General features: G+C 69.8%; 19 protein-coding genes and 1 pseudogene. 10 read left to right on the top strand and 10 right to left on the bottom strand.

Features of this window, described 5'->3' with window-relative positions; all coding sequences use genetic code 11:
* The first annotated feature begins 91 nt into the window (after positions 1 to 91).
* Genes FNH04_RS01675 through FNH04_RS01665 form a run of 3 tightly spaced genes read left to right on the top strand, consistent with a single transcriptional unit; the run spans position 92 to position 3380 of the window.
* Positions 92 to 1219: a maleylacetate reductase gene (locus FNH04_RS01675; RefSeq protein ID WP_228030972.1), complete on the top strand. Its 1128-nt coding sequence runs from the start codon at positions 92 to 94 to the stop codon at positions 1217 to 1219.
* Positions 1209 to 2156 (top strand): dioxygenase family protein, encoded by a 948-nt coding sequence (locus FNH04_RS01670; protein ID WP_152779534.1) that lies wholly within the window; start codon positions 1209 to 1211, stop codon positions 2154 to 2156. The genes FNH04_RS01675 and FNH04_RS01670 overlap by 11 nt, the downstream gene beginning before the upstream one ends.
* Positions 2157 to 3380 (top strand): FAD-dependent monooxygenase, encoded by a 1224-nt coding sequence (locus tag FNH04_RS01665; RefSeq protein WP_152779532.1) that lies wholly within the window; start codon positions 2157 to 2159, stop codon positions 3378 to 3380. It abuts the gene before it with no gap.
* A 246-nt stretch (positions 3381 to 3626) separates the two neighbouring features.
* Here FNH04_RS01665 and FNH04_RS01660 read toward each other — a convergent pair whose 3' ends face one another.
* From FNH04_RS01660 to FNH04_RS01650, 3 genes are all read right to left on the bottom strand, one after another.
* Entirely contained in the window at positions 3627 to 4586 is a 960-nt protein-coding gene (locus FNH04_RS01660) for a PDR/VanB family oxidoreductase (protein WP_152779529.1), read from the bottom strand.
* Positions 4583 to 5674, bottom strand: a complete 1092-nt coding sequence (locus FNH04_RS01655) for an aromatic ring-hydroxylating dioxygenase subunit alpha (protein WP_152779527.1) — start codon at positions 5672 to 5674, stop codon at positions 4583 to 4585. The genes FNH04_RS01660 and FNH04_RS01655 overlap by 4 nt, the downstream gene beginning before the upstream one ends.
* Before the next feature lie 138 nt (positions 5675 to 5812).
* Positions 5813 to 6736 carry a LysR family transcriptional regulator gene (locus FNH04_RS01650; protein ID WP_152779525.1) on the bottom strand — a complete coding sequence of 308 codons (924 nt, stop codon included), beginning with the start codon at positions 6734 to 6736 and terminating at the stop codon, positions 5813 to 5815.
* 257 nt (positions 6737 to 6993) lie between these two features.
* On the opposite strand from FNH04_RS01650, the gene FNH04_RS01645 reads away from it, so the two are divergent.
* The gene (locus tag FNH04_RS01645) at positions 6994 to 7611 is read left to right on the top strand and encodes a nuclear transport factor 2 family protein (RefSeq protein WP_152779524.1); all 618 of its coding nucleotides are present in this window, start codon (positions 6994 to 6996) and stop codon (positions 7609 to 7611) included.
* A 249-nt stretch (positions 7612 to 7860) separates the two neighbouring features.
* Here FNH04_RS01645 and FNH04_RS01640 read toward each other — a convergent pair whose 3' ends face one another.
* Both FNH04_RS01640 and FNH04_RS01635 read right to left on the bottom strand, forming a co-directional pair.
* Complete coding sequence (locus FNH04_RS01640; RefSeq protein ID WP_152779522.1) at positions 7861 to 8976, bottom strand: zinc-binding dehydrogenase; 1116 nt, start codon at positions 8974 to 8976, stop codon at positions 7861 to 7863.
* Positions 8973 to 9869, bottom strand: coding sequence for a fumarylacetoacetate hydrolase family protein (locus FNH04_RS01635; protein ID WP_152779520.1), 897 nt, complete (start codon positions 9867 to 9869; stop codon positions 8973 to 8975). Before FNH04_RS01635 ends, FNH04_RS01640 begins: the two co-directional genes overlap by 4 nt.
* 425 nt (positions 9870 to 10294) lie before the next feature.
* Between FNH04_RS01635 and FNH04_RS01630 the strand changes: the two genes are divergently transcribed.
* The 3 genes from FNH04_RS01630 to FNH04_RS01615 all read left to right on the top strand — a co-directional run bounded on the left by FNH04_RS01630 (position 10295) and on the right by FNH04_RS01615 (position 13541).
* Entirely contained in the window at positions 10295 to 11212 is a 918-nt protein-coding gene (locus tag FNH04_RS01630; protein ID WP_152779518.1) for a VOC family protein, read from the top strand.
* A gap of 96 nt (positions 11213 to 11308) precedes the next feature.
* On the top strand, positions 11309 to 12205 hold the full coding sequence (locus tag FNH04_RS01625; RefSeq protein WP_152779516.1) for an ABC transporter substrate-binding protein: 897 nt from the start codon (positions 11309 to 11311) through the stop codon (positions 12203 to 12205).
* 532 nt (positions 12206 to 12737) lie between these two features.
* Positions 12738 to 13541, top strand: coding sequence for a GntR family transcriptional regulator (locus tag FNH04_RS01615; RefSeq protein WP_322722361.1), 804 nt, complete (start codon positions 12738 to 12740; stop codon positions 13539 to 13541).
* A 206-nt stretch (positions 13542 to 13747) separates the two neighbouring features.
* Here FNH04_RS01615 and FNH04_RS47220 read toward each other — a convergent pair whose 3' ends face one another.
* Positions 13748 to 14026: a hypothetical protein gene (locus FNH04_RS47220; RefSeq protein ID WP_228030963.1), complete on the bottom strand. Its 279-nt coding sequence runs from the start codon at positions 14024 to 14026 to the stop codon at positions 13748 to 13750.
* A gap of 154 nt (positions 14027 to 14180) precedes the next feature.
* Here FNH04_RS47220 and FNH04_RS01605 point away from each other — a divergent pair, with 154 nt between their 5' ends.
* Positions 14181 to 15143 (top strand): hypothetical protein, encoded by a 963-nt coding sequence (locus tag FNH04_RS01605; RefSeq protein WP_152779514.1) that lies wholly within the window; start codon positions 14181 to 14183, stop codon positions 15141 to 15143.
* 200 nt (positions 15144 to 15343) lie between these two features.
* Here the strand turns inward: FNH04_RS01605 and FNH04_RS01600 are convergent, their stop codons facing one another.
* Positions 15344 to 15997, bottom strand: a complete 654-nt coding sequence (locus tag FNH04_RS01600) for a sensor histidine kinase (protein ID WP_322722359.1) — start codon at positions 15995 to 15997, stop codon at positions 15344 to 15346.
* Positions 15998 to 16313: 316 nt separating this feature from the next.
* Here FNH04_RS01600 and FNH04_RS48505 point away from each other — a divergent pair.
* Both FNH04_RS48505 and FNH04_RS48500 read left to right on the top strand, forming a co-directional pair.
* Positions 16314 to 16475, top strand: a pseudogene (locus FNH04_RS48505) (HupE/UreJ family protein); the annotation flags it as partial.
* 52 nt (positions 16476 to 16527) lie between these two features.
* Positions 16528 to 16968: a HupE/UreJ family protein gene (locus tag FNH04_RS48500; RefSeq protein WP_265579989.1), complete on the top strand. Its 441-nt coding sequence runs from the start codon at positions 16528 to 16530 to the stop codon at positions 16966 to 16968.
* 40 nt (positions 16969 to 17008) lie between these two features.
* On the opposite strand, the gene FNH04_RS01590 is transcribed toward FNH04_RS48500, so the two are convergent.
* From FNH04_RS01590 to FNH04_RS01580, 3 genes are all read right to left on the bottom strand, one after another.
* The gene (locus tag FNH04_RS01590; protein WP_152779512.1) at positions 17009 to 18439 is read right to left on the bottom strand and encodes a glycoside hydrolase family 43 protein; all 1431 of its coding nucleotides are present in this window, start codon (positions 18437 to 18439) and stop codon (positions 17009 to 17011) included.
* A gap of 65 nt (positions 18440 to 18504) precedes the next feature.
* Complete coding sequence (locus FNH04_RS01585) at positions 18505 to 20055, bottom strand: family 43 glycosylhydrolase (protein ID WP_152779510.1); 1551 nt, start codon at positions 20053 to 20055, stop codon at positions 18505 to 18507.
* A gap of 314 nt (positions 20056 to 20369) precedes the next feature.
* A complete protein-coding gene (locus tag FNH04_RS01580; RefSeq protein ID WP_152779508.1) occupies positions 20370 to 21518 on the bottom strand; it encodes an acyl-CoA dehydrogenase family protein in 1149 nt (382 codons plus the stop codon).
* Between the last annotated feature and the right edge of the window lie 18 nt (positions 21519 to 21536).

The raw sequence follows: 21536 nt of genomic DNA, 5'->3' as shown, positions 1-21536 counted from the left end.
CCATGGCGCCGAGTCGCAAGCCGAGCCACAAGCCGAGCCACAAGCCGAGCCACAAGCCGAGTCACAAGCCGAGTCACAAAACGGATCGTTGCTGCGTTTCGAGCACGAGAGCCTGGCCCAGCGGGTCCGCTTCGCCTCGGGTGAGGCGGCGGCACTGGTGCGGGCCGAGGTGGAGCGGCTCGGCGCCTCGCGGGTGATGGTGATCGCGGCAGCCGCCGAGGCGGAGCTCGCGCAGACGGTCACCGCCGGTCTGCCGGTCGTGCTGCGGTGGGACGAGGTGGTGATGCACGTTCCCATCGAGGTGGCCGAGCGGGCTCGCGACGCTGCGGCCGTCTGCCAGGCTGATCTGCTGCTCAGCGTCGGTGGTGGTTCCACCACCGGCTTGGCGAAGGCGATCGCGCTGACCGGCGGGCTGCCGATCGTCGCCGTTCCCACCACGTACGCGGGCTCGGAGGCCACGAGCGTGTGGGGGCTGACCGAGCAGGCACGCAAGACCACCGGCGTCGACGTACGGGTCCTGCCGCGCTCCGTCGTGTACGACGCGACGCTGACGGTGTCGCTGCCGGTGCCGATGAGTGTCGCTTCGGGGCTGAACGCGCTGGCGCACTGCGTCGACGCGATGTGGGGCCCCCGCGTGGACCCGATCGACCAGGCGCTGGCGGGGGAGGGGATCCGTGCGCTGGCGGCGGGCCTGCCCGCGGTGGTCGCCGACCCCGCCGGCCTTCCGGGCCGGGAGCAGACGTTGTACGGGACATACCTGTCCGCGGTCGCGTTCTCGTCGGCGGGTTCGGGGCTGCACCACAAGATCTGCCATGTCCTGGGCGGCATGTACGACCTGCCGCACGCCCAGACCCACGCGGTGGTGCTGCCCCATGTCCTGGCGTTCAACGCCCCCGCCGCTCCGGAGACCGAGAGGCGGATCGCGGCCGCGTTCGGTGCCGGATCGGCGATCGACGGGCTTGAGCGGCTCCGGCGTGACGTGGACGCGCCGAGGGCGTTGCGCGACTACGGGCTGAAGGAGACCGATGCCGAGGACGCCGTGCAGGCGGTCCTGGACGTGGTGCCGGACGGCAATCCGCGTCCGGTGACGGCCGAAGACATCCGGCGTCTGCTGCGTGCGGCGTGGCGGGGGGCGGATCCGCGAACGATGACCGACGACTCGACGACCACGAACTCGACGACCACGAACTCGATGACGAGGAGAACTCATGGGGACTGAGACGAGCGGGGCGGCCGGGCAGGTGGCCGCCGAGCAACAGGCACGCGAGAAGGACCTGGTGGACAAGGTCGTGGCCTCGTTCGAGACCGCCCAGGACCCGCGGCTGAAGCAACTGATGCAGGCCCTGACCCGGCACCTGCACGCCTTCCTGCGGGAGGTGCGCCTGACCGAGGCGGAGTGGGACGCCGCGATCCGGTTCCTCACCGCGGCCGGGCACATCACCGACGACAAGCGGCAGGAGTTCATTCTGCTGTCGGACGTGCTCGGGGCGTCCATGCAGACCATCGCGATCAACAACGAGGCGTACGCGAACGCGACCGAGGCGACGGTGCTCGGCCCCTTCTTCGTCGAGGGCTCACCCGAGATCCCGCTGGGCGGAGACATGTCCTTCGGCGCCGCCGGGCAGCCGTGCTGGGTCGAGGGCACGGTCACCGACACCGACGGGAAACCGGTGCCGGGGGCCCGCATGGAGGTGTGGGAGGCCGACGAGGACGGCTTCTACGACGTGCAGTACGACGACGACCGCACCGCGGCGCGAGGCCACCTGTTCAGCGACGAGACGGGCACCTACCGGTTCTGGGCGATCACCCCGACCCCGTACCCGATTCCGCACGACGGTCCGGTCGGCGCGCTCCTCGCCGCCGTGGGCCGTTCCCCCATGCGTGCCTCGCACCTGCACTTCGACGTCCGCGCCGAAGGCAGGCGGACCCTGATCACCCACATCTTCGTCCGTGGCGACGAACTCCTCGGCAGGGACGCCGTGTTCGGTGTCAAGGACTCACTGATCCACGACTTCGTGGAACACCCCGCGGGCACACCCGCTCCCGACGGCCGCGACCTCGCGGGCCGGTCCTGGTCGAGTGTCCGCTTCGACATCGTCCTCGCTCCCGCGGACACCGCGGGGCCGGGCATCGCTTCGGACGACAGGAGCCTGTGAATGACCGGCGAGGACAGGAGACGAACGCCCGGCCTGCGCGTGGCCGTGGTCGGCGGAGGAATCGGCGGCCTCGCCACCGCGGCGTTCCTCCACCGGGCGGGGATCGAGGCGACGGTCTACGAGCAGGCGCCCGCCCTCACCGAGGTCGGGGCGGGTCTAGTCGTCTCCCCGAACGCCGTGCGGCTGCTGCGCAGCCTGGGTCAGCTGGACCACTTCCGTGAACGCGCGGTGCCGCTGCGGGTCGGGTGGGAGTTCCGGCGCTGGGAGGACGGGCGTGTGCTCTTCTCCCAGAACCTCGGCGAGGAGTGCGAACAGCGCTTCGGCGAGCAGAGCTACGTCGCGCACCGCGCCGATCTCCTCGCCGCGGTGCGGGCGGCGGTCCCGGAGTCGTCGCTGCGGCTCGGGACACGTCTCGCAGGCCTCCGCCGACTGGACGAGGCGGGAGTGGAGCTCACGTTCACCGAGGGAACACGGGCGGTCGCCGACGTGGTCGTCGGCGCCGACGGCGTCCACACCACCGTGGGACAGTACGTGACCGAGGCGGGCTCACCGCGGTTCTCGGGCATCTGCGCCTGGCGATGCCTCGTACCGGCCAGGAGCGCGCCGGAGTTCGCGCGCCGTCCGGTCCAGACGCTGTGGCTCGGTCCCGACCGTCACCTGGTCCACTATCCGATCTCCGCCGGCGCGCAGATCAACATCGTCGCGTTCGGGCCCGCGCACGACTGGACGACGGAATCCTGGTCGGCCGAGGGACGCATCGAGGACCTGCGCGCCGAGTTCGCCGGGTGGTCCGACGACCTACGGGCGCTGCTGGCGGCCGCGGAGCGTACGGGGCGGTGGGCGTTGCTCGACCGGGATCCGCTGCCCCGCTGGACGAACGGCCCCGTCGCGTTGCTCGGCGACGCCGCGCATCCGATGTTCCCGTTCTTCGCCCAGGGAGCGGCACAAGCGATGGAGGACGCCGCCGTCCTGGCGGGCTGCCTGGTCGGCCAGCCGGAAGACCCCTCTGCCGCGCTACGCCGGTACGAGGGCATACGCCGTCCGCGCGCCACCCGCGTGCAGCAGATGAGCCGGGGCAGGGCGGAGAGCAACCACCTGCCCGACGGCCCCGCTCAGCAGGCCAGGGACGCCTCGTTCTCGAGCGCGGACCCCTTCGCCCACAACGGGTGGATCTACGGGCACGACGCCGAGTCGTCCGTGCGGGAAGCACTGGCGGCCGGCTGAGCCGACGGGGACGTCGCCGACCGCGGTCGGCGGCCTGCCCGTTCGCGGCGCGGACGCGGCCTGCGACTCGTCGCCGCCCTGGCCCGGCGCCGGGGCGCCCGCCGTCTCCACGACGGCAAGCGCGTCCGGACGGAGCAGGACCTGCCGCCCACGCGAGTGTCCGGGGAGCGTGGGGGCTCGTCCGGGGAGCGTGGGCGCTCCGGCGTTCCCGCGTAGCGGCGGGAGCCGCCACACCGGTCGGCGCGTTCAGCAATCGATGGTGATGCGGGCCCCTCCCGCGACGCGCGACACGCACGCGCACATCGCCCGGCCCTCCGCGCGCTGACGTTCCGAGAGGAACACGTCCCGGTGATCGACTTTGCCGGTCACGTCGAGTATCGCGACTCTGCACAGGCCGCACTCGCCCCGGCGACAGTCGTACATCATCTCCACCCCGGCGCTCTGCAGGGCGTCCAGGAGGCTCGTGCCGACGGGTACGTCCAAGCTCAGGCCGCGCGCGGGAACCTCCACGCGGAACGGTGTGGCCGGGAGGACGCCGCTCGTGCCGAACGTTTCGAAGCGGAGACCCCCGGGTGGCCTGGCGGCGCGCTCCCAGGCCGCACGGACGGCGACGAGCAGTCCCATCGGGCCGCAGACGTACAACACGCCACCGTCAGGGACCGACGCGACGACCTCGTCCGGGTCGGCGAAGGTCCCGTGTCCGTCCTCGAAGACCCTGACCCTGCCGGGATGTTCCCGCTCGAGGTCGTCGACGAAGGCCATCTGGTCGCGGGACCGGCCGGCGTAGACGAGCCGGTAGTCGGCGCCTCGTGTGCGCAGCGCGTGGGCGAGCCCGACGATGGGCGTGATCCCGATGCCGCCTGCGAGGAGCACGCTCGGCAGCCGGCCCGGGCTGAGCGGGAACTCGTCGATCGGGCCCGCGAAGCCGACCTCCGAACCGGGGCGCAGGTCGTGCATCCACCGAGATCCCCCACGCCCGTCCTGCTGGAGACGCACGGCGATGCGGAGCAGGCCGTCGTCGTGGCCCCGGTCGACCAGCGAGTAGGAGCGCAGCTCCCGCCCGCCCGGCAAGGGGACCGTGATGTCGATGTGGCTGCCCGGCGGGACCGACCGGACCGGTCCGGACGGGCGCAGCACCAGTTCCACGATGTCCGGGACGAGTTCGGTGCGTGTCACCACGACCGCCGTGTCGGGGGTGCTTGTCATGCCGTCTCCCTCGTCGTGGCCGCTACGGCCGCCAGGCGGCTCGGGGGTGTGCGGTCTCGTCCCTGCTCACGTGCGACCTGCGCGTCGATGATGCGGCGCACCCACATTCCGCCGACGTCGATGTTGAGGTTGTAGAACTCGTGTCCAGGGTTGGCCTCGATCGCCCGCTGCTGCGCGTTGAGCATCTCGGTGTCCTGACCGAAGACCCGGGAGACGCTGTTGCGGAGCAGGGTGGTCAGGCTCTGGTCGTGGAGGTGGTAGTTGCGGGTGAAGGCCCAGAAGTAGTGGCAGGTGCCGGCCGTGGCAGGTGTGACCGTGTTGAGTACGTAGCCGTTGACACCGGCGCTCCGGTCGCCTTCCGGTGCCCCGCATCCGGCCGGCGCGACACCGACGTCGATGGTGATCGTCGAGGGAGCGGTGAAGCGGATGACCTGCCACCGGTCGACGGGCCCGTCGTAGGCGGGATTCCTGCGGCGCATCTGCATGGCCAGGAAGGGCGGCGCCTCGATCCCCGGCATCCACCGGGTGAGCGTGACCGAATGGTCGTCGTGGGCCACGTCGGGTTCGGCCTCGGAGAGCTCGTCGCTGGCGAGGCTGTCGGCGTGCAGGAACTGCTCGTGGGTGAGGTCCATGAGGTTGTCGAGGACCAGCCTGTAGTCGCAGTCGAGGAGGATGCTCTCACCGTCCCCTGCCCACTGCGGATCGTCGTTCCAGTGCAGGTCCGGGACGAGGTCGGGGTCGGCCGTCGCAGGGTCGCCCAGCCAGACCCAGACGAACCTGTGCCGCTCCACCACCGGGTACGAAGCGACCGCGGCGGACGGGTTGAGGGTCTCCTGGGCAGGCATCCGGGTGCAGCGGCCGTCGGGTCCGTAGGCGAGGCCGTGGTAGCCGCAGACCACCTCGTCACCGTGCAACTCGCCCATCGACAAGGGCACGAGACGGTGCCAGCAGGCATCGGCCATCGCCACCGGTTTTCCGGAAGCCGTTCTGTACAGCACGAGCGGTCGCTCGCCGATGGTGCGTGGCAACAGGGTGCGACCGACTTCGGTGTCCCATGCCGCGGCGTACCAGGCATTCAGCGGGAACATGACGGTTCTCCTCCTCGGGTTCGGCGATGGTCCACGAGAGCGCGTATCGCGTCGCTCATAAACGGGCTCTCGCCGGAACGCTAAGTACAGCCGAGGAATGAGTCCAATGAATGCTGGAAATGATGTGCAATCACGTCGCTAATGAACCGCGCGCATCAGCTGCTTCCGGAGCCATTTCCGTCCGGGGTCGCCGGCAGTGCGCGGATTCCACACCAGATCGATGTCGAGCGACGGCAGGGGAATCGGCGATTCCATCACCCTGAGCCCGTTCTGGGCCGCCAGCCGCTGGGCCAGCCGGCGCTGCAACAGCGCGATCATGGGCGTGCCGCGCACCATCGGGGGGATCATCAGGAACTCGAAGACGACGCATTGGACGACGAGATCGGGAATCAGCTGGGCCAGGGCCTGCTGAGCGCCGACCCATCCTCCTTCCCACTCGAACACCACGTGAGGCAGCCGGGCGAGGTCGTCGACGGTGAGCGTCGCGCCGATGCGCTCGTTGTTCGCGTCGGCGACCACGACCCAGTCCTCGTGGTAGAGCCGTTCCCTCGGCAGCGTGGTCGGCACGGTGTCCGGCAGCAGCGTCACGTCCGCCGTCCCGTCGGCGCGGGTGAGGGCCATGAAGGACTCAGGCGGTTCCAGTTGCAGGCGGACACCCGGCGCGGACAGGGCGAGCGTGGCGCTCAGGGCGGGAAGGACGGGCAGGGCCGTGGCGCTGGTCGCGGCTATGCGGAACGTACGGTCCGAAGTCGCGGGATCGAACGTCGGAGGCGTGAGCACCTGGTTGGTCGCGGTCTCCAGGATCAGGTTGACCGGACCGGCCAGTGCGCAGGCGCGCGTGGTGAGCACGTAGTGGCGGCCGACCCGGACGAGGAGCTCGTCGCCGAGGGTGCGCCGCAGCCGCTGCAGGGCGTTGCTCATGGCCGGCTGGGTCAGCCCGACCGCCTGGGCGGCGCGGGTGACACTGCGGTGCTCGAGGAGGGCGGCGAGCAGCGGGAGCAGATTGAGGTCGACCCGGTGCAGGCCGGTAACGGTGTTCGTTGGTCGAGTGTCGCTGTTCACGCCGACTATTCACCTCGTCCATCTATCGCATGCGAAATACTGATTCGACTGGGTGCGAGTACGGTATTACCGTCCTGACAGGCCCCGTTCCGATGCCGTTTCGCCGTCGGCCGTCGGTGTATTTATTCGACGCGTTCGACGCTTTCTCCGCCGGTCCGGGGCTCTCGGTCATCGCTCACCGCTCCGCATCGGATGTGCATGAAGTGGGCCCGATCGTCACTGCGGATTTCTTTCACTGCATGCAACGGAGGTCTTGAATGCCGACCATCGAGACGGACAAGCGCGAACTGCGTCAGCTCGTCGAGGACTGGGCGCTGTGGCGCGACGCCGGTGACTGGGAGCGGTTCGCCACCGTGTGGCATCCCGACGACGGCTGGATGACGGCCACGTGGTTCCAGGGCCGGGCGACGGACTTCATCGCGATCAGCCGGGAGGGCTTCGACAACGGCGTCAGCATCCTCCACTTCCTCGGCGGTCACACCGCGGACGTCGTCGGCGACCGTGCCGTGGCCCAGACGAAGATGACCATCAACCAGAGGGCCGAGGTCGACGGTGTCGAGGTCGACGTCGTCTGCACGGGACGCTTCTACGACTTCTGCGCGCGCCACGAGGGCGCGTGGAAGATCGTGCGTCGGCAGCCGATCTACGAGAAGGACCGGCTCGACGTGGTCGATCCGTCCGCGACGCTGAGTCTGGATCCGCGGCTGCTGGGCCGCTTCCCCGTCGGCTACCGTCATCTCGGCTATCTCCAGACCAAGGCCGGCTTCACGGTGAGGACCGGGCTGCCGGGCCTGACGGGTGAGGTCGTGCGGCGCCTCTATGAAGAGGGCGCGAAATGGCTGGCCGGCTCGAGCACTCCGGGCGATCCTCACTGATCGGCCCCACTGATGTGCCACAGGGCGCCTGCCGGGCGTAAGTCCGGTTCAGGCGCCCTTCGTTGTGAGGCTGCGAGAAAAGGGCGCGCTGGTCTCTCGCGGCGGAGCGTCGGGCCCGCAGCGGTGGGGCCCGCAGCGGTGGGGAGCCCCGGCGAGGGAGCCCCGGTGGGACGACCGTGGGGACGACTGATCCGCAGCGTCCCCACGGTCGTCCCATCGGGAACCGGCCGGGGCCGGGGCCGGGTGCCGTTACGCGTCCCAGTCCTCGGTGCGCAATGTGAGCGCCACACGCCCGAGGCTGTTGTCCTCCTCCATGTAGTGGTGGGCGTCGGCGGCGCGGGCGATGGGGAACGTGCGGTCGACAACGGCACGGAAGCCGTTCTCCACCTGCGTCCACAGTTCCTTCACCGAGGCCGGGTTGCCGGTGCGGACCCCGATGATGCGGTGGCAGTCGGAGTACACCCGCCGCAGGTCGATCTTGACCTGGCCGCCGAGGAAGGCACCGGAGGTCACCACGGTGCCCCCGCGGGTCAGGGAGTCGATGGTGGCGTCCCAGACGGCCGGGTCACCGAGGTTGTCGACGGCGATGTCGACGCCGCGGCCGCCGGTCGCCTCGCGTACGCGCTCCACGAAGTCCGGCGCGTTGGTGTCGAGCACGACGTCGGCTCCCGCCGCGGCCATGGCCGCGCGCTTCTCCGCCGAGCGGGAGGTCGAGATGATCTTCGCTCCCAGGTGCCGGGCGTAGGCGGCCGTCGTGGAGCCGAGCGCGGAGGAGGCGCCCTGGACGAGCACCCAGTGTCCGGGGCGGAGTCCTGCCTGGGACATCTGGTTGGCGGCGACCGGGCCGAGGAGCGCGAGCGAGGCGGCCATCGCGGCCGGAATGCCGTCCGGGACCCTGTGCACGTTGCGCGCCGGCACCGCACAGTACTGCGCGTAGGCGCCGGGGTGGTGGGTGCCTATCACGGTCAGGGAGTCGCAGACCTCCTCACGGCCTTCCGCGCAGTAGGCACAGGTGCCGCAGGCGACACCGGGCAGGACGGCCACGCGGTCGGCGATCTGTACGGAGTCCACGCCCTCGCCCAGTGCGGCGACGGTGCCGGCGTGGTCCGCGCCCAGGATGTGGGGCGGTTCGATCTTGGCGTAGGGGTGGTTGCCCGCGCGGGCCGTGAGGTCGAGCAGTCGGCCGATACCGACCGCGGCGACCTGGACGAGGACCTCTCCGGGGCCGGGGCGCGGTGTGTCCACCGTGGCCTGCTCCAGGACGTCGGGCGGTCCGAACCGGCGGAACATCATCGCTTTCATGGTTGCGGGAACCGACAGAGCTTCCGACCAGCCGAGCTCGGAGAGGGGTGAAGTGTCGTTCATGGCGCCACCACCGTGTTCTCGAGGCGGCCGATCCGCTCGATTTCAATCACTATCTCGTCCCCGGCAGCCAGGAACTCCCTGCGCGGTACACCGCAGCCGGCCGGTGTGCCGGTGAGGATGACGTCCCCGGGTTCCAGTCGGGTGATGCGGCTGGCCGCCGCGATCACCTCGGGGATCTTCACCATCATCTGCGCGGTGGAGGAGTCCTGCTTCAGCACGCCGTTGACGCTGAGCTGGATCCTCAGGTTCTGCGGGTCGGTGATCTGCCAGGCGGGCACCAGCCCGGGGCCGAGCGGGCAGAACCCGTCCTGTCCCTTGTGGCTGACCCAGTCGAAGCCGAACGGCTCGGCGACCGGCTTGGCGGACTTGATCCGGTCCCGGGCCGAGACGTCGTTCGCCGCCATGTAGCCGGCCACGTGGTCCATGGCCTGCTCGGGCGCGAGGTCGCGGCCGCCACGGCCGATGACGACGGCCAGTTCGGCCTCCCAGTCGACGTGGGCGCCCGGGTAGGCGGGCAGCGGCACCGGGTCCCCCGGTCCCGTCACGGTCGTCGTCGGCGGCTTGAGGAAGAAGAACGGGTCGCCCAGTTCAGCGGGGCGTTCGCAGCCCATCTCGGCGATGTGGTCCCAGTAGTTGGCGCCCGCGCAGAGCACCTTGTTGGGATACGTCAGCGGCGGGGCGAGTCGGGCGCCCGCGACGGCGTCGGACGCCGTCGGCGTCCAGTCACGGAACATCGGGGCGAGCGACTCCCACCGGCCCAGCACTTCCATCAGCGTGAGGCCTTCGGTCCCGGGTGGCCCCTGGACCACGGTTCCGTCGGTATACGCACCGACGGCGACTTTCGCCGAGTCATCGACCCGGTACTGCACCAGCGACCATTCAGACGGTGTCATGTTTCCTCCGGCAGGCGGCTCTCTGAAGCAGCAGAACCATAGTGCATACACATTGAGAGAGGAAGGGTAGGGTTCGGGGTGCTTGGTGCTTGGTGCTTGGTGCTTGGTGCTTGGTGCTTGGTGCTTGGCGGCCGGCGGCGGGAGGCTGGTGCCCGGCTACGGCTTGTTCGCCCCGGTCGCAGCCGGGGCCGGATAGGGCCGCGCGGCTGATCACGCAGCACCTGGCCTGTGTGGCGCGCGAGGTCATCGAGGTCCTGACTCCCGGCCCCGCGGGAGCCTGGGCGCCAGGGGGTGACGCACATGATCTGCGCCCCTCGGAATGGAAAAGGTTGCACCGAACACCTGGACTGCAAGCCCTGTAGGTGTACACACTTAGCTCGGTGCCCGTGCGGGATGCGGGTTCACCAGAACCATGAGGAGTGCACATGTTGCGTGTCAAAGGTCTCCTGCATTACGGACTCCAGGTGCCGTCGCTCGATGCGGGCTCGGACTTCTACCGCGCGTTCGGGCTGGAGGCGGCGGAGCGCGGCAACGCGGTGGTGATCCGCTGTGACGGCCGGGAGCAGGACCAGACGGTGCTGACGGAGGGGCCGGTCAAGCGGCTGCACCACGTGGCGTTCGCGGTGGACCCGGACTCGCTGCCCGAGTGGCAGCGCCATCTGGAGGGCCTGGGCCTGAAGCTGCTGGACGCACCGGCCGACGTACCCGGCGGGCTGTGGTTCCGCGATCGCGAGGGCAACCTGGTCAACCTCCGTGACGAGGGAATCGCCCCCTGGCGCGCATTCGGGACCACGGACGCGCAGGACGCCAACGTAGGGGACCGGGTCCGCCGCATCGACCAGGCCCGCTGGCTGAACGCGACCGAGAAGACTCGGCCCCAGCGTCTCGGCCACATGCTGATCTTCAGCACCGATGTGAGCGCCTCCGAGGCCTTCTACACCCGCACACTCGGGCTGCGCCTGTCGGACCGCATCGTGGGCGGGCCCGTTTTCATGAACTCGGGGCCGGGCGACCACCATGTCTTCGGCTTCGTTCCGGCGGAGCACCCCGGCCTGCACCACTCCAGCTGGATGGTGTCCGACATCGACCAGATCGCCAGGGGCGCACAGAACATGGCCTCCGTGGGCTACACGAAGGGCTGGGGGCTGGGCCGCCACACCCTCGGCTCGAACCTCTTCCACTACATCCAGGACCCCTGGGGCAGCTGGATCGAGTACTCCAGCGACATGGACTGCATCACCGAGAACTGGCAGCCGAACGACTGGGAGGACCTCCCGGCCGCCATCTGGAGCCCCGAGGCACCGGCTGACTTCATCACCAACCAGGAAGAAAAGCCCGCCTGACCGTTGTCACGTGACCGCCGGGACGCTCCGGGCCGACGGCCTTCCACACCCCTGCCCCCTGACTCGAAGGAACCATCCCATGCAAGGGAGCTCGTCATGATTCCCCCGCTGAGCGCGCTCCGCCCGCCCGGTGAGCCCACCCGACACCTGACGGTCGGCGTCTTCCCCGGCGCCGGCAACGTGCATCTCCACCACGCCATCGACTCCGGGTACTTCCAGCAGGCCGGGCTGGAGGTGGACCTCGTGCAGGTCGTGTCCTCCGACCAGCAGATGGCCGGCTGGAACAATGACGACTACGACCTTATGCACACCTCTCCCGACCACCTGCTGCGTGGGCTGCTGAAGCGGGATCCGGTGGCCGTCCGGGCCGAGGGCATGGGGGAACTGGCTGTTCACCGGCGTCCCGGAGCGCCGCTGCCGACGGACCGGTGGGCGGTCGACAACGCGCGGAGCGCCTTCGCGTTCGTGCTGCGTGCCGTGCTCGCCGACGTCACCGGTTCGCCGGTGGCCGACGACCGGCTCGTCCCGGTGGGGGGCACGTTGCAGAGGTTTCAGGCTCTGCCGACGGACGCTGTGGACGGGACCACACTCCACCCGCCGTTCGACGTCCTGGCCGCCGAGCAGGGGTTTCCGCGTGTCGGCGGCCATCTTCAGGTCGCCCCCGATCTCCTCACCAACGTGGTGGTCGCCCCGCGTGAGACCGCCACCGCGTGGCACACCCGCGCCTACGTCGAGGTGTGCGGCAGAAGTACCGAGGAACTGGTTGCCTCCGGCGCGCCCGGCGTCGAGGCGGCTCTGCTGCGGCACGGTCTGCCCGAGGCCGCCGTCAGGGCCGCGGTCCCCGGCCTCCTCGGGCCCGCCGGCCTGTCGACCTCACCGGAGGTGACCCTGCGCGGCATGGAGGCGGTGGCCGACCTGCGCCGCCGCTTCACTCCGGACTGGCAGCCCCCCTGCCCACTTCCCTCCTTGATCGGCCCCGCCCAGGGGCGCTGACGCAAGCCGTCGCCGAGGCGGAGATCCTGCGGAACGACACCGCCGAACCGGGCTGCCCTGCCGTCGGCGACAGACACTCACGTGCTGACGCCCGAGCCGCCACCACGCGTGGCCGGGCATCACTGACTGCAGGTCGGCCCGGACCGGACAGCGCGCGCAACTGGTGGTCGGCGTTCGGGACCACGGTGGCGGCGCCCTTTTCTCGGAGGCGCTGGATGGTGTGCTGCTCGCCGCAGGGCGGATAGTTCCCGGTCAGTTGCGACTTCCCCGCCTTCTACGCGGCGACAGGCGTCGGCACACAGGTGGGCGAGGGCGAACTGCCGTGGCGCTACGAAGCTCGGGGGCGTGCGTGCCAGGGCACGCGACGCCGGGACGATCCAAATGACAGCCTGGAGCAGGTCCTTGCTTGGCCCCACAGGTGGATACAGTCGCCCATCGCCTGAACCAGGACGATGACGCCCAAGTGAGCTTTCATAGTCGAGTTGAACGGGTTTTCCGTATTGGCTGCATACACCTTGGGTAGACTCCCGGCGTGAGCAGGAGCAGAAACGAGTCCCCCGAGGAACAGCGGTCGGCCGGCAGCAGGGGCGGGGCGCAGGCAGAGTCCGTGCCGTCGGGCGAAAGCCCCGCAGCGGCCGCGGGCGGGCGCCGCCTGGCCCTCGACGTCCACGGACGGCTGCGAGCCATGATCCTCAGCGGCGAGCTGCCTCCGGGGTCGGTGCTGCTCCAGGCCGAGATGGCCCGGAAGCTGGGCGTCAGCCGCACGCCCATGCGTGAGGCGTTCCGGCTGCTCCAGGAAGAGGGGCTCATCGACGCGCGGCCCGACCAGCGAGCCCGGGTGCGGGCGGTGGACCCCGAGGACCTGGACGCTGTCTACGGGGCTCGCATCATGCTCGAAACGCTCGCTGTCAGCATGACGGCCAAGTCACTCACGGCTGAGGACATCGAGCGCATGAGCGGCGCCCTGAAGCGGATGGAGGAACTGGCGGGCAACGACCGGCCGGACGAGTGGCACGCAGCGCACAAGGAGTTCCACCACATCGCCACCCAGGCAGTGGGGCCACACCTGCAGCGCATGCTCGCGTCGCTCGGCGAACACAGCGAGCGCTACATCCGCCTGGCTCAGCTGGGCGCGCCCGCCTCATGGGGCCGGGCACACGCAGACCACGAAGCGCTCCTGGAGGCACTGAGCCTGAGCGACCCGGCCGAAGCCGCACGCCTGATCGCCCGCCATCTGGCGCGCACCGCTCTGAGTGTGCTGGCGGACGTCGCCCCGGAGTATGAACCCGCGGCGACTCGGACGGCCCTGGGGATCGCGGGCAACGGTCAGTCCTGACGCCGGGGTGGCCTCGAACAAGGGGCCGCGTCGAGGAACCATCAGGAAGGAACCAGCCTCAGCCGCCTTGAGCTGTGCGCCGTCCGGTGTGAGCACAGGACGGCGCGCCGCCTACGCCACCGACCGGGTCGCGATCACAACCCGTCGGAGATGCCGCGTCGTACGTAGCCCTGGTCCGCCAGGCGGCGGTCATCCAGGGGAGAGGGTCAGGCGGCGTTGTGTCCGGCGCCCCGTCCGCCGGTGAAACGTTGGTCGTTCAGGTCGATCGCGTCGGCCATCGCCTTCAGCCCCTCGTCGTTGAAGTGCAGATGGTCGCCCGGGGCGTGGGCGGGCAGGATGCGGTGATCCCTCGATTCCCCTGATTCAGGTTGGAGGAGCGACTGATTCAGGTTGGAGGAGCGACCGCCGGGCTCGGCGCGCTCACCCCCCGGCTTTCGAACGTCCGGCCGCTGTTGCGGGCGCGCGGCCGTGCTGCCCGCCCGCAACTCAGCCGCAGGACCTGGGGGTCGACCATATACCCCCCGGGGGTAGATGGCATACCTCCCGGTGGTACTCACCAAGTCGGTTGCCGGATACCCCGCGGGGGTATATCTTTCCTCGGGTGACGTTCCCTCTGTCGGCCCTTCCCGGGAGACCTTGATGAAGACCTGGCCGAAGATCACCGGCTTCGCCGCGGCACTCGCCGTCGTGTTCGGCGCGGCGTACGGTGTGGGCAGCCTCGCCGGATCCGACGACGCGGATACCAAACCGGGTACACGAACCAGCCGTGAGGTCGAGGTGGGGGAGGCCGGCGGCGCGGACGATGCCGCGGAAGTACCCGGGGGACTGCAGGTTTCGGCCCACGGCTACTCGATCGACCTGGAGACCCCGCGGATCGAGCGCGGCCGCAGCACCGAGATCCGGTTCGCCATCCTCGACGCGCAGGGGCGACCGGTCACCGACTACGAGGTGGAGCAGGAGAAGGAGCTCCACCTGATCCTGGCTTCCCGCGACCTGACCGTCTACCGCCACCTGCACCCCACGCGCTCCGCCGATGGCACGTGGCGCATGCCCGTGAACCTGCCCACGGCCGGCGACTACCGCCTCCTCGCGGACTTCGCCCCGGCCGCCGAGGACGGTGAAAGCCTCACCCTGGGCACCGACTTGGCGGTCGCGGGGCCATACGAGCCGCAGGAGCTGCCCCAGCAGGTGAGCACCAGCGAGGTCGACGGCTACACGGTCACCCTGCGTGGGAACCTCGACACCGGCTCCGCCCGCGACCTGACCTTCGAGGTCCGCGAGGACGGCAAGCCGGTGACCGACCTGCAGCCCTACCTCGGCGCGTACGGGCACCTGGTCGCACTGCGCGCCGGAGACCTGGCCTACCTGCACGTCCACCCCAACAGCGAAGCCGGCGACACCAGCACGAAGCCCGGGCCCACCGTCTCCTTCACCGCCACTGCCCCCAGCGCCAACGCCTACCGTCTCTTCCTCGACTTCAAGCACGACGGCGAAGTGCGCACCGCGAGCTTCACCGTCCAGGCGGGCATGGGCGGCGACACGGCCGCCGAGGAGGACGAGCACACGGAGGACAGCGGCTCGGCGGAGCACGGGCACGGCTGACGCCCCGGCGCCGGCTGCGGGCAACCAGCCCATCTGCGCCGGCGTGTCTCCCTGCGTGGTCGGCCACGCGCGCCGCAGCGCATCCGTCCGGCCAAGGGGCCTCCCATGGTGGTGAACGCCGCACGGCCGCCGCCACTGGGCGCGCCAGCCGGGCTGTGCCGTTGCCGCGATGGTCGAAGACAGTGGAGAGCGCGATGACGTCAGGCTCGTCCGGGCCGGTACGGGTGCGCGTCGCGGCTCTCATCCGGGCGCCGTTCGGCAGGGCGCTCGGGTGACAGCCGCTCGTCACGCGACTCGGCGAGCGCCGGTTCCGGGTCCGGCAGGAGCCGGGAGGGGTCCACGGTGAACCCGACCGATGCCCCGCCGTCGGGCCGGGTGCTCGCGAAGACGGTGCCGCCGTGGGCCTCCGCGATATCACGGACGATGGCCAGGCCGAGTCCGGAGCCAGGCAGCCCGCGGGCGGTGTCGGCACGGTAGAAGCGGTCGAAGACGCGCTCCGCGTCGTCGGGGCGGATGCCCGGCCCACGATCGCAGACGGTGATCACGCCCTGATGGATGTGCACCTCGATCGGCTCGTCACTGCCGGCGTCGAACTTGGCTGCGTTCTCCAGCAGGTTGCCCACCGCGCGTTCGAGTCCCTGACGGCGGCCGAGCACCACACAGTCGTCCGCGTCGAACAGGACGAGTCGGCCCGTGCGCCGGTACACGCGCTGTGCGGCGCGCCGGGCCACCGCGGCCAGTTCCACGGGTTCCTCGGCTTCGTCGCGGCTGCGGGACAGGGCGAGCTCGACGAGTTCGTCGACGAGGAGACCGAGTTCACGCGTCTCGCCCTCGACGTCGTCGTCGGTCCGCACGATCGACGCGACGCCGCACCTCGTCCACCCGCTCGCAATCCGTCCGCCCGACGGCCAGGTCACCAACTTCCGGCTGCGCTACGACGTCATCGTCGAGGAGTTGCTGACCCACCGGATCATCGCGACCGTCCGCCACGACTTCGACCGCGGCATCCTCAAGACCGACGACGCCCAGACCCTCGGGATCTTCGACCACACGACCAAGAGCCTCGAGGTCCCGGCGGGCGAGGGCTCGTGGCTGCGGGGCTTCGCCACCACGGCGGGCCTGGGCATCGAGCACGTCGGCGAGGGCACCGATCACCTGTTGTTCCTGCTCATGCTGCTCATCCCGGCCCCGCTGGTGGCCACCGGGGGCCGATGGCGCACCGCCCCGTCGGCCCGGCGCGCCGTCGGCCGTGTCGTGCATGTCGTCACCGCGTTCGCCGTCGGCCACTTGCTCACCCTCGCACTGGCGGCCGCGGGGGTGATCGAGTGGCCGTCCCGGCCGGTCGAGACACTGATCGCGTTCTCGATCGCGGTCTCCGCGGTCCATGCCGTCCGGCCGCTGGTGGCTCGTGGCGAGGTGCTCATCGCGGGCGCTCGTGCACGGGTTGGCGTTCGCCTCGCTCATCGGCGGCCTGGGTCTCGACCGGGGATCGCTCGTGACCACGCTGCTGGGCTTCAACCTGGGCATCGAGCTGACCCAGCTGCTGGTGGTCGTGCTGATGATGCCGTCGCTGATCGTCCTGTCCCGCACCGCCGTCTACCCCGCGTTCCGCATCGGCGTGGCACTGGTCGGACTCGTGTTCTCGATCTCGTGGATGCTCGAACGCGCCACCCTGACGTCGTCCGACCCCTTCGAGGGCATCCAGACGTGGCTGGTCGGGCACCCGGTTCTCGTCGCCGCGACGGTCGCGGCGCTGGCCGTCGTCGCCCGACGCACCGCACCGCGGGCTCCGTCCGACGGTCACGGCGTGCTCCGAGCCCGGTGACGGCCCGCCCCGGGCCGTCACCGAGTGGGATCGGCGCGGGTCAGCTCGTCACACGGAAGGTGGCGTCACCGCGTCCCGTCGCGGTGGTGATCGGGTCGAGCCGCAGCTGGAACCCGTAGTGGCGGATGTACCGGTCGGGGTAGTTGTACGACTGGAACGACGACCAGCTCGAGTCGGCCAGCCCGGCGACCTGGCGGAAGGTGGCGTCCTGGGCGAACTGGGTGGTGCCGTCGTTGTAGGCCAGCTGGAAGTCGAACCCGGCGTGCCGCAGGAAGTATCCGGGGAAGTTCACCGACTCGAAGGAGACGGTGCCCGAGCCCGCCAGGCCGGTCCGCAGCCGGAACTGGGCGTCCGCGTTGGTGATGTTCTGGTCGATGCGCACGTTGAAGTTGGCGTGTCGCACGTACCGGTCCTGGAAGTTGAATGACTGGAGCCGGTTGATCGCGGTGTTGGGCCAGCGTGCGAGTACGCGGCTCTCCTCGGCCGCCGTCAGGTTCAGGATCGAGCCGTGGCGCTTTTTCGTGCCGCCCATGGTGTAGCTCCCCGACGCCGGAAGCCGGTAGGTGCCCGAACCGGACGGGTTGGTCGTCGTGACCGGCATGTAGCCCCGTCCCGAGGCGTACTGGTCGAGGTACAGGGCCCACTCGTTGCGATCTCTGAACTTCATCCACATCGGACCTTCGACCTGGGAACCGGTCAGACCGATGCCGGAGAGGTTGCCGAGGTTCGTCCAGGTCCCGAGGATCGAGTTGCTGCCTTCGAGCGTGATCTGCCCGTCGCCGGAGGCCCGTACATAGCGGTAGTCGCCGACGCCTGACGGCACCTCCACGATCTGGGTGTCGATGATGCCCTGGGTACCGGGGCGGTCGATGTAGACCTGTGGGGTGGTGACGGTACGGAAGTCCGTGGTGCGGGCGTAGTGGATGCGGTGCTTCGTCACGCCGCCCAGCGTCGCGTTCGTCGCCCAGTACAGGACGTAGTCATTGGTCTCCGGGTTCCAGATGGCCTCGGGCGCCCACGCGTTGCGCCCGTCGGGGATCGCGCCGGCGACGTTGAGCAGCCACGGCTCGGACCAGGTGACCAGGTCCCTGGACTCCCAGATCACGAGGTTGCGGCTGCCGTTGTTGATGGCGTCGTCCCACGACTGTCCGCAACTGATGCACAGGTCGGTCGCGATGATCCAGTACCGGTCACCGCCCGGCGAGCGGACCAGGGCGGGGTCGCGCACCCCCCGCGTGCCGACCGTCGAGCGCAGGACCATGCCTCCGCCGTTGAGGTCGTTCCAGTGCAGGCCGTCCGTGCTGTGGGAGAGGTAGATCTGCTGGTTGGTCGACCCCTCCCCGGTGAAGTGCGCCATCAGGTAGCCGGGGTCGGCGGCGGCGGCCCGCTGAGGTGTGGTCAGCGCTTGGGAGGTGAAGAGCAGGCAGGCGGCGGCCAGTATCGCCACCAGCCGCGAGAGAAACGCGGACATGTGTATTCCCTGTCTTTCTACGGGTGCGGTGCCTCGATCAGGAGGGAGCAGGGTCAGGGGTGCCTTCACGTACGTGACCAGTGGAAGCCGGCGGTTGTGCCGCAGGTTCGTTGTTCGAGCAGGGCGAGGTCCGCGGTCGAGGCGCCCACGACGTTGACGCACTTGCCGCTGTGGCGGGCCCTGAGCTGGTGGTATCCGTCGGTGGCGACCCACTGGAACTGCTGGTTCGTGCCGGAGTGGCAGGGCCACTGGATGATGCCGGCGCCGTCGGCGGTGGACACGTTGTTCACGTCCAGGCACTTGCCGCTGTTGAGGCTCTCGATCTGGAAGTAGCCGTTGCCCAGGTCGACGAAGCGCCACTGCTGCCAGGGCTTGCCGTTCCAGGTGTACTGGCCGATCTTCACCGCGTTGTCGGTGTTGGGTGCCTGGACGTCCATGACCTTGCCGCTGTTGCGGTTGGTCAGCCGGTAGTACGTCACCGCGGGTTCGCCGGAGGGCACGGTCAGCGCGGTGCCCGTGGCCACCGGGACGCCGAGGTTCGGAGATCCGTCCGCGTTCCAGGTGATCTTCTGGATCCGGGTCGTACGGGTGGTGCCGCAGCCCTGGGAGGACGAGGAGTTGGCGTGGTAGACGATCCAGTCCTCGGTGCCGTCCGGGGAACGGAAGAAGCCGTTGTGGCCCGGACCGTACACGCTGCCGGCGTCATTGCGCTGGAAGGCCGGCTCGGTGCTCTTGACCCAGGAACTCGCGTTCAACGGGTCGCCGCCGGTGTGGGTGAGCAGGCCCAGCTTGTAGTCGGGGCCCTGGCAGGCGCTCGCCGAATACGCGATGAACGTCTTCCCGTCGTGCTGCAACGCGACCGGGCCCTCGTTCATCGGGGTGCCCTGCTTCTCCCAGGAATGGGTCGGGGTGGAGATCTGCGTACGGGATCCGGTGACGGTCCACGGATTGCTCAACGCGACGATGTAGATGCTCGGGTCGGATCCGGCCCACTGTGGTGTCGGCACCCCCGACCAGGTGAAGTACAGCCGGCCGTTGATGGTGACCACGCTGCCGTCGATGCCCCACCAGTCGTTCGCACCGAAGATCATGCCCTTGTACGTGTACGGGCCGAGCGGGTCGGTTCCGGCGCTCTCCAGCACGTGCACGCGCTGGTCCTCGATGTCGCCCGTACCGGCGGAGTAGTAGATGTACCAGCGCTTGCCGTTGAGGCCGTCCAGCAGGTGCATCTCCGGTGCCCAGACGTAGCGGTCACGGCCGGCGGCGTGTGCGCTGAACACCGGCACCGGCGAGGCTGCCTTGAGCGCCTCGATGGTGGGCGCCTTCCGCATCGTCAGCGGCCCGCTGTACGGCGTCGTCATCTGGTAGTAGTTGCCGTTGTAGTAGGTCATGTACGGGTCCGCGCCGGAACTGTTGAGCGGGTTGGTGAACGTCGCCGTGGCCGCCTGCGCGCCGGGCGCGGCCACGACCGTTCCGACCGTCACACCGCCGATGACGGCGGTGAGCGCCGTCGCCGTGGCACACAGCCGGCGGACGAGAGAAGAACGCCTGCGCAGGCGCTGCCGGACGGGGCGTCGCTGCTGTTCCACGCCGGCGGAAATGGGGGGAATGCTCATGACAGGGACATCCTTGTTCGTGTCGTGGAGCGCGTGGTGGGCCAACGGGCCGGGGAAGACGTGGCGTGCCGTGCGGTGTGCTCGGAAGTCGTCGCGTTCCGTCGGCGACGGGGGAGGCGCAGGAAGGTCATTGGCCGCAGGAAGGCCATTGGCCCAGTTTGTTCGGGATTTAGAACAATGTTCGGAAATTCGGCCAGACGCTAGAGGCCTCTCTGAGGGTGTGTCAAGAGGAGTGGCGGCGAGAGGCCTGAGAGGGAGGGGAAATGAGGGGCGGCTGCGGCCGCCGGGTCCGGCGTGCGGCCTGTGCCGCACCGTCAGCGGAGCAGCGACTTGCCGATGATCTCTTTCATGACTTCTGTCGCGCCGGCGAACAGGGTGGTGGCGCGTGTGTCGACGAAGTCCCTGGCGATCGGATACTCCGTCATGTAGCCGTAGCCGCCGTGCAGTTGCAGGCAGCGGGAGACGAGGTGCTGCTGGCGTTCGGTCACCCACCATTTGGCCATGGCGGCCTCGGTGTCCGTCAGGCGGCCGGCGGCTAGTTCGCCGATGCAGCGGTCCGTGAAGGTCTGGGCGATCTCGGTCTCGGTCGCCAGTTCGGCCAGGGTGAAGCGGGTTGCCTGGAGGGACGAGAGCGGGCGTCCGAAGACGATGCGGTCCCGGGTGTAGGCGATGGTCTCCTCCAGGACGCGGCGCATGGTGGCGGCGGCCATCACGGTGACGCTGACGCGCTCCTGTGGGAGGTTCCGCTTCAGGTACGCCATGCCGTGTCCGTCCTCGCCGAGCAGGTTGGCGGCCGGAACGGGGACGTCGGTGAAGGACAGTTCGGCGGTGTCCTGGGCGGACAGGCCGATCTTGTCGAGCTTGCGGCCGCGTTCGAACCCGGGCATGCCCCGCTCCACCACCAGGAGGCTGAGCGCTTCCTGCCCGTCCTCGGCGGTCGTACGGGCCACGACGATCACGAGGTCGGCGAGGACGCCGTTGCTGATGAAGGTCTTCGTGCCGTTCAGCAGGTAACCGTCCGCCGTCCGTTCGGCACGCGTACGTATCCCACGCAGATCGCTGCCGGCGCCGGGCTCGGTCATCGCGATGGCCGCGACCAGGGTGCCCTCGGTGAGCCCCGGCAGCCAGCGAGCCTTCTGCTCAGGGGTGGCGAGCTCGCGGAAGTAGGGGGCGATCAGATCGGTGAAGCCGTTGATGTTCATGGCGACCGAGGTGGCGCCCGCACGGCACAGCTCCTCGTTGAGCACCGCGTTGTAGCGGAAGTCGTCCACGCCGCTTCCTCCGTACTCCTCCTCCACGCCCAGTCCGAGCAGTCCGGCGGAGCCCGCGGCCCGGTACAGAGAACGGTCGACCTGGCCGGCGGCCTCCCAGGAGGCGAGGTGCGGGGTGACCTCTTTGGCGGTGAAGGCCCGGACCATGGCCCGGAAGTCCTCGTGCTCAGTGTCGTAGATCTCGCGCTTCATACGGGTGGTGTCTCCTCG

The organism is Streptomyces phyllanthi, assembly GCF_009377205.1.
Taxonomy (GTDB): domain Bacteria; phylum Actinomycetota; class Actinomycetes; order Streptomycetales; family Streptomycetaceae; genus Streptomyces; species Streptomyces phyllanthi.
Note: the sequence above shows the minus strand (reverse complement) of the source record. Positions and strands in the feature narration are given on the sequence as shown.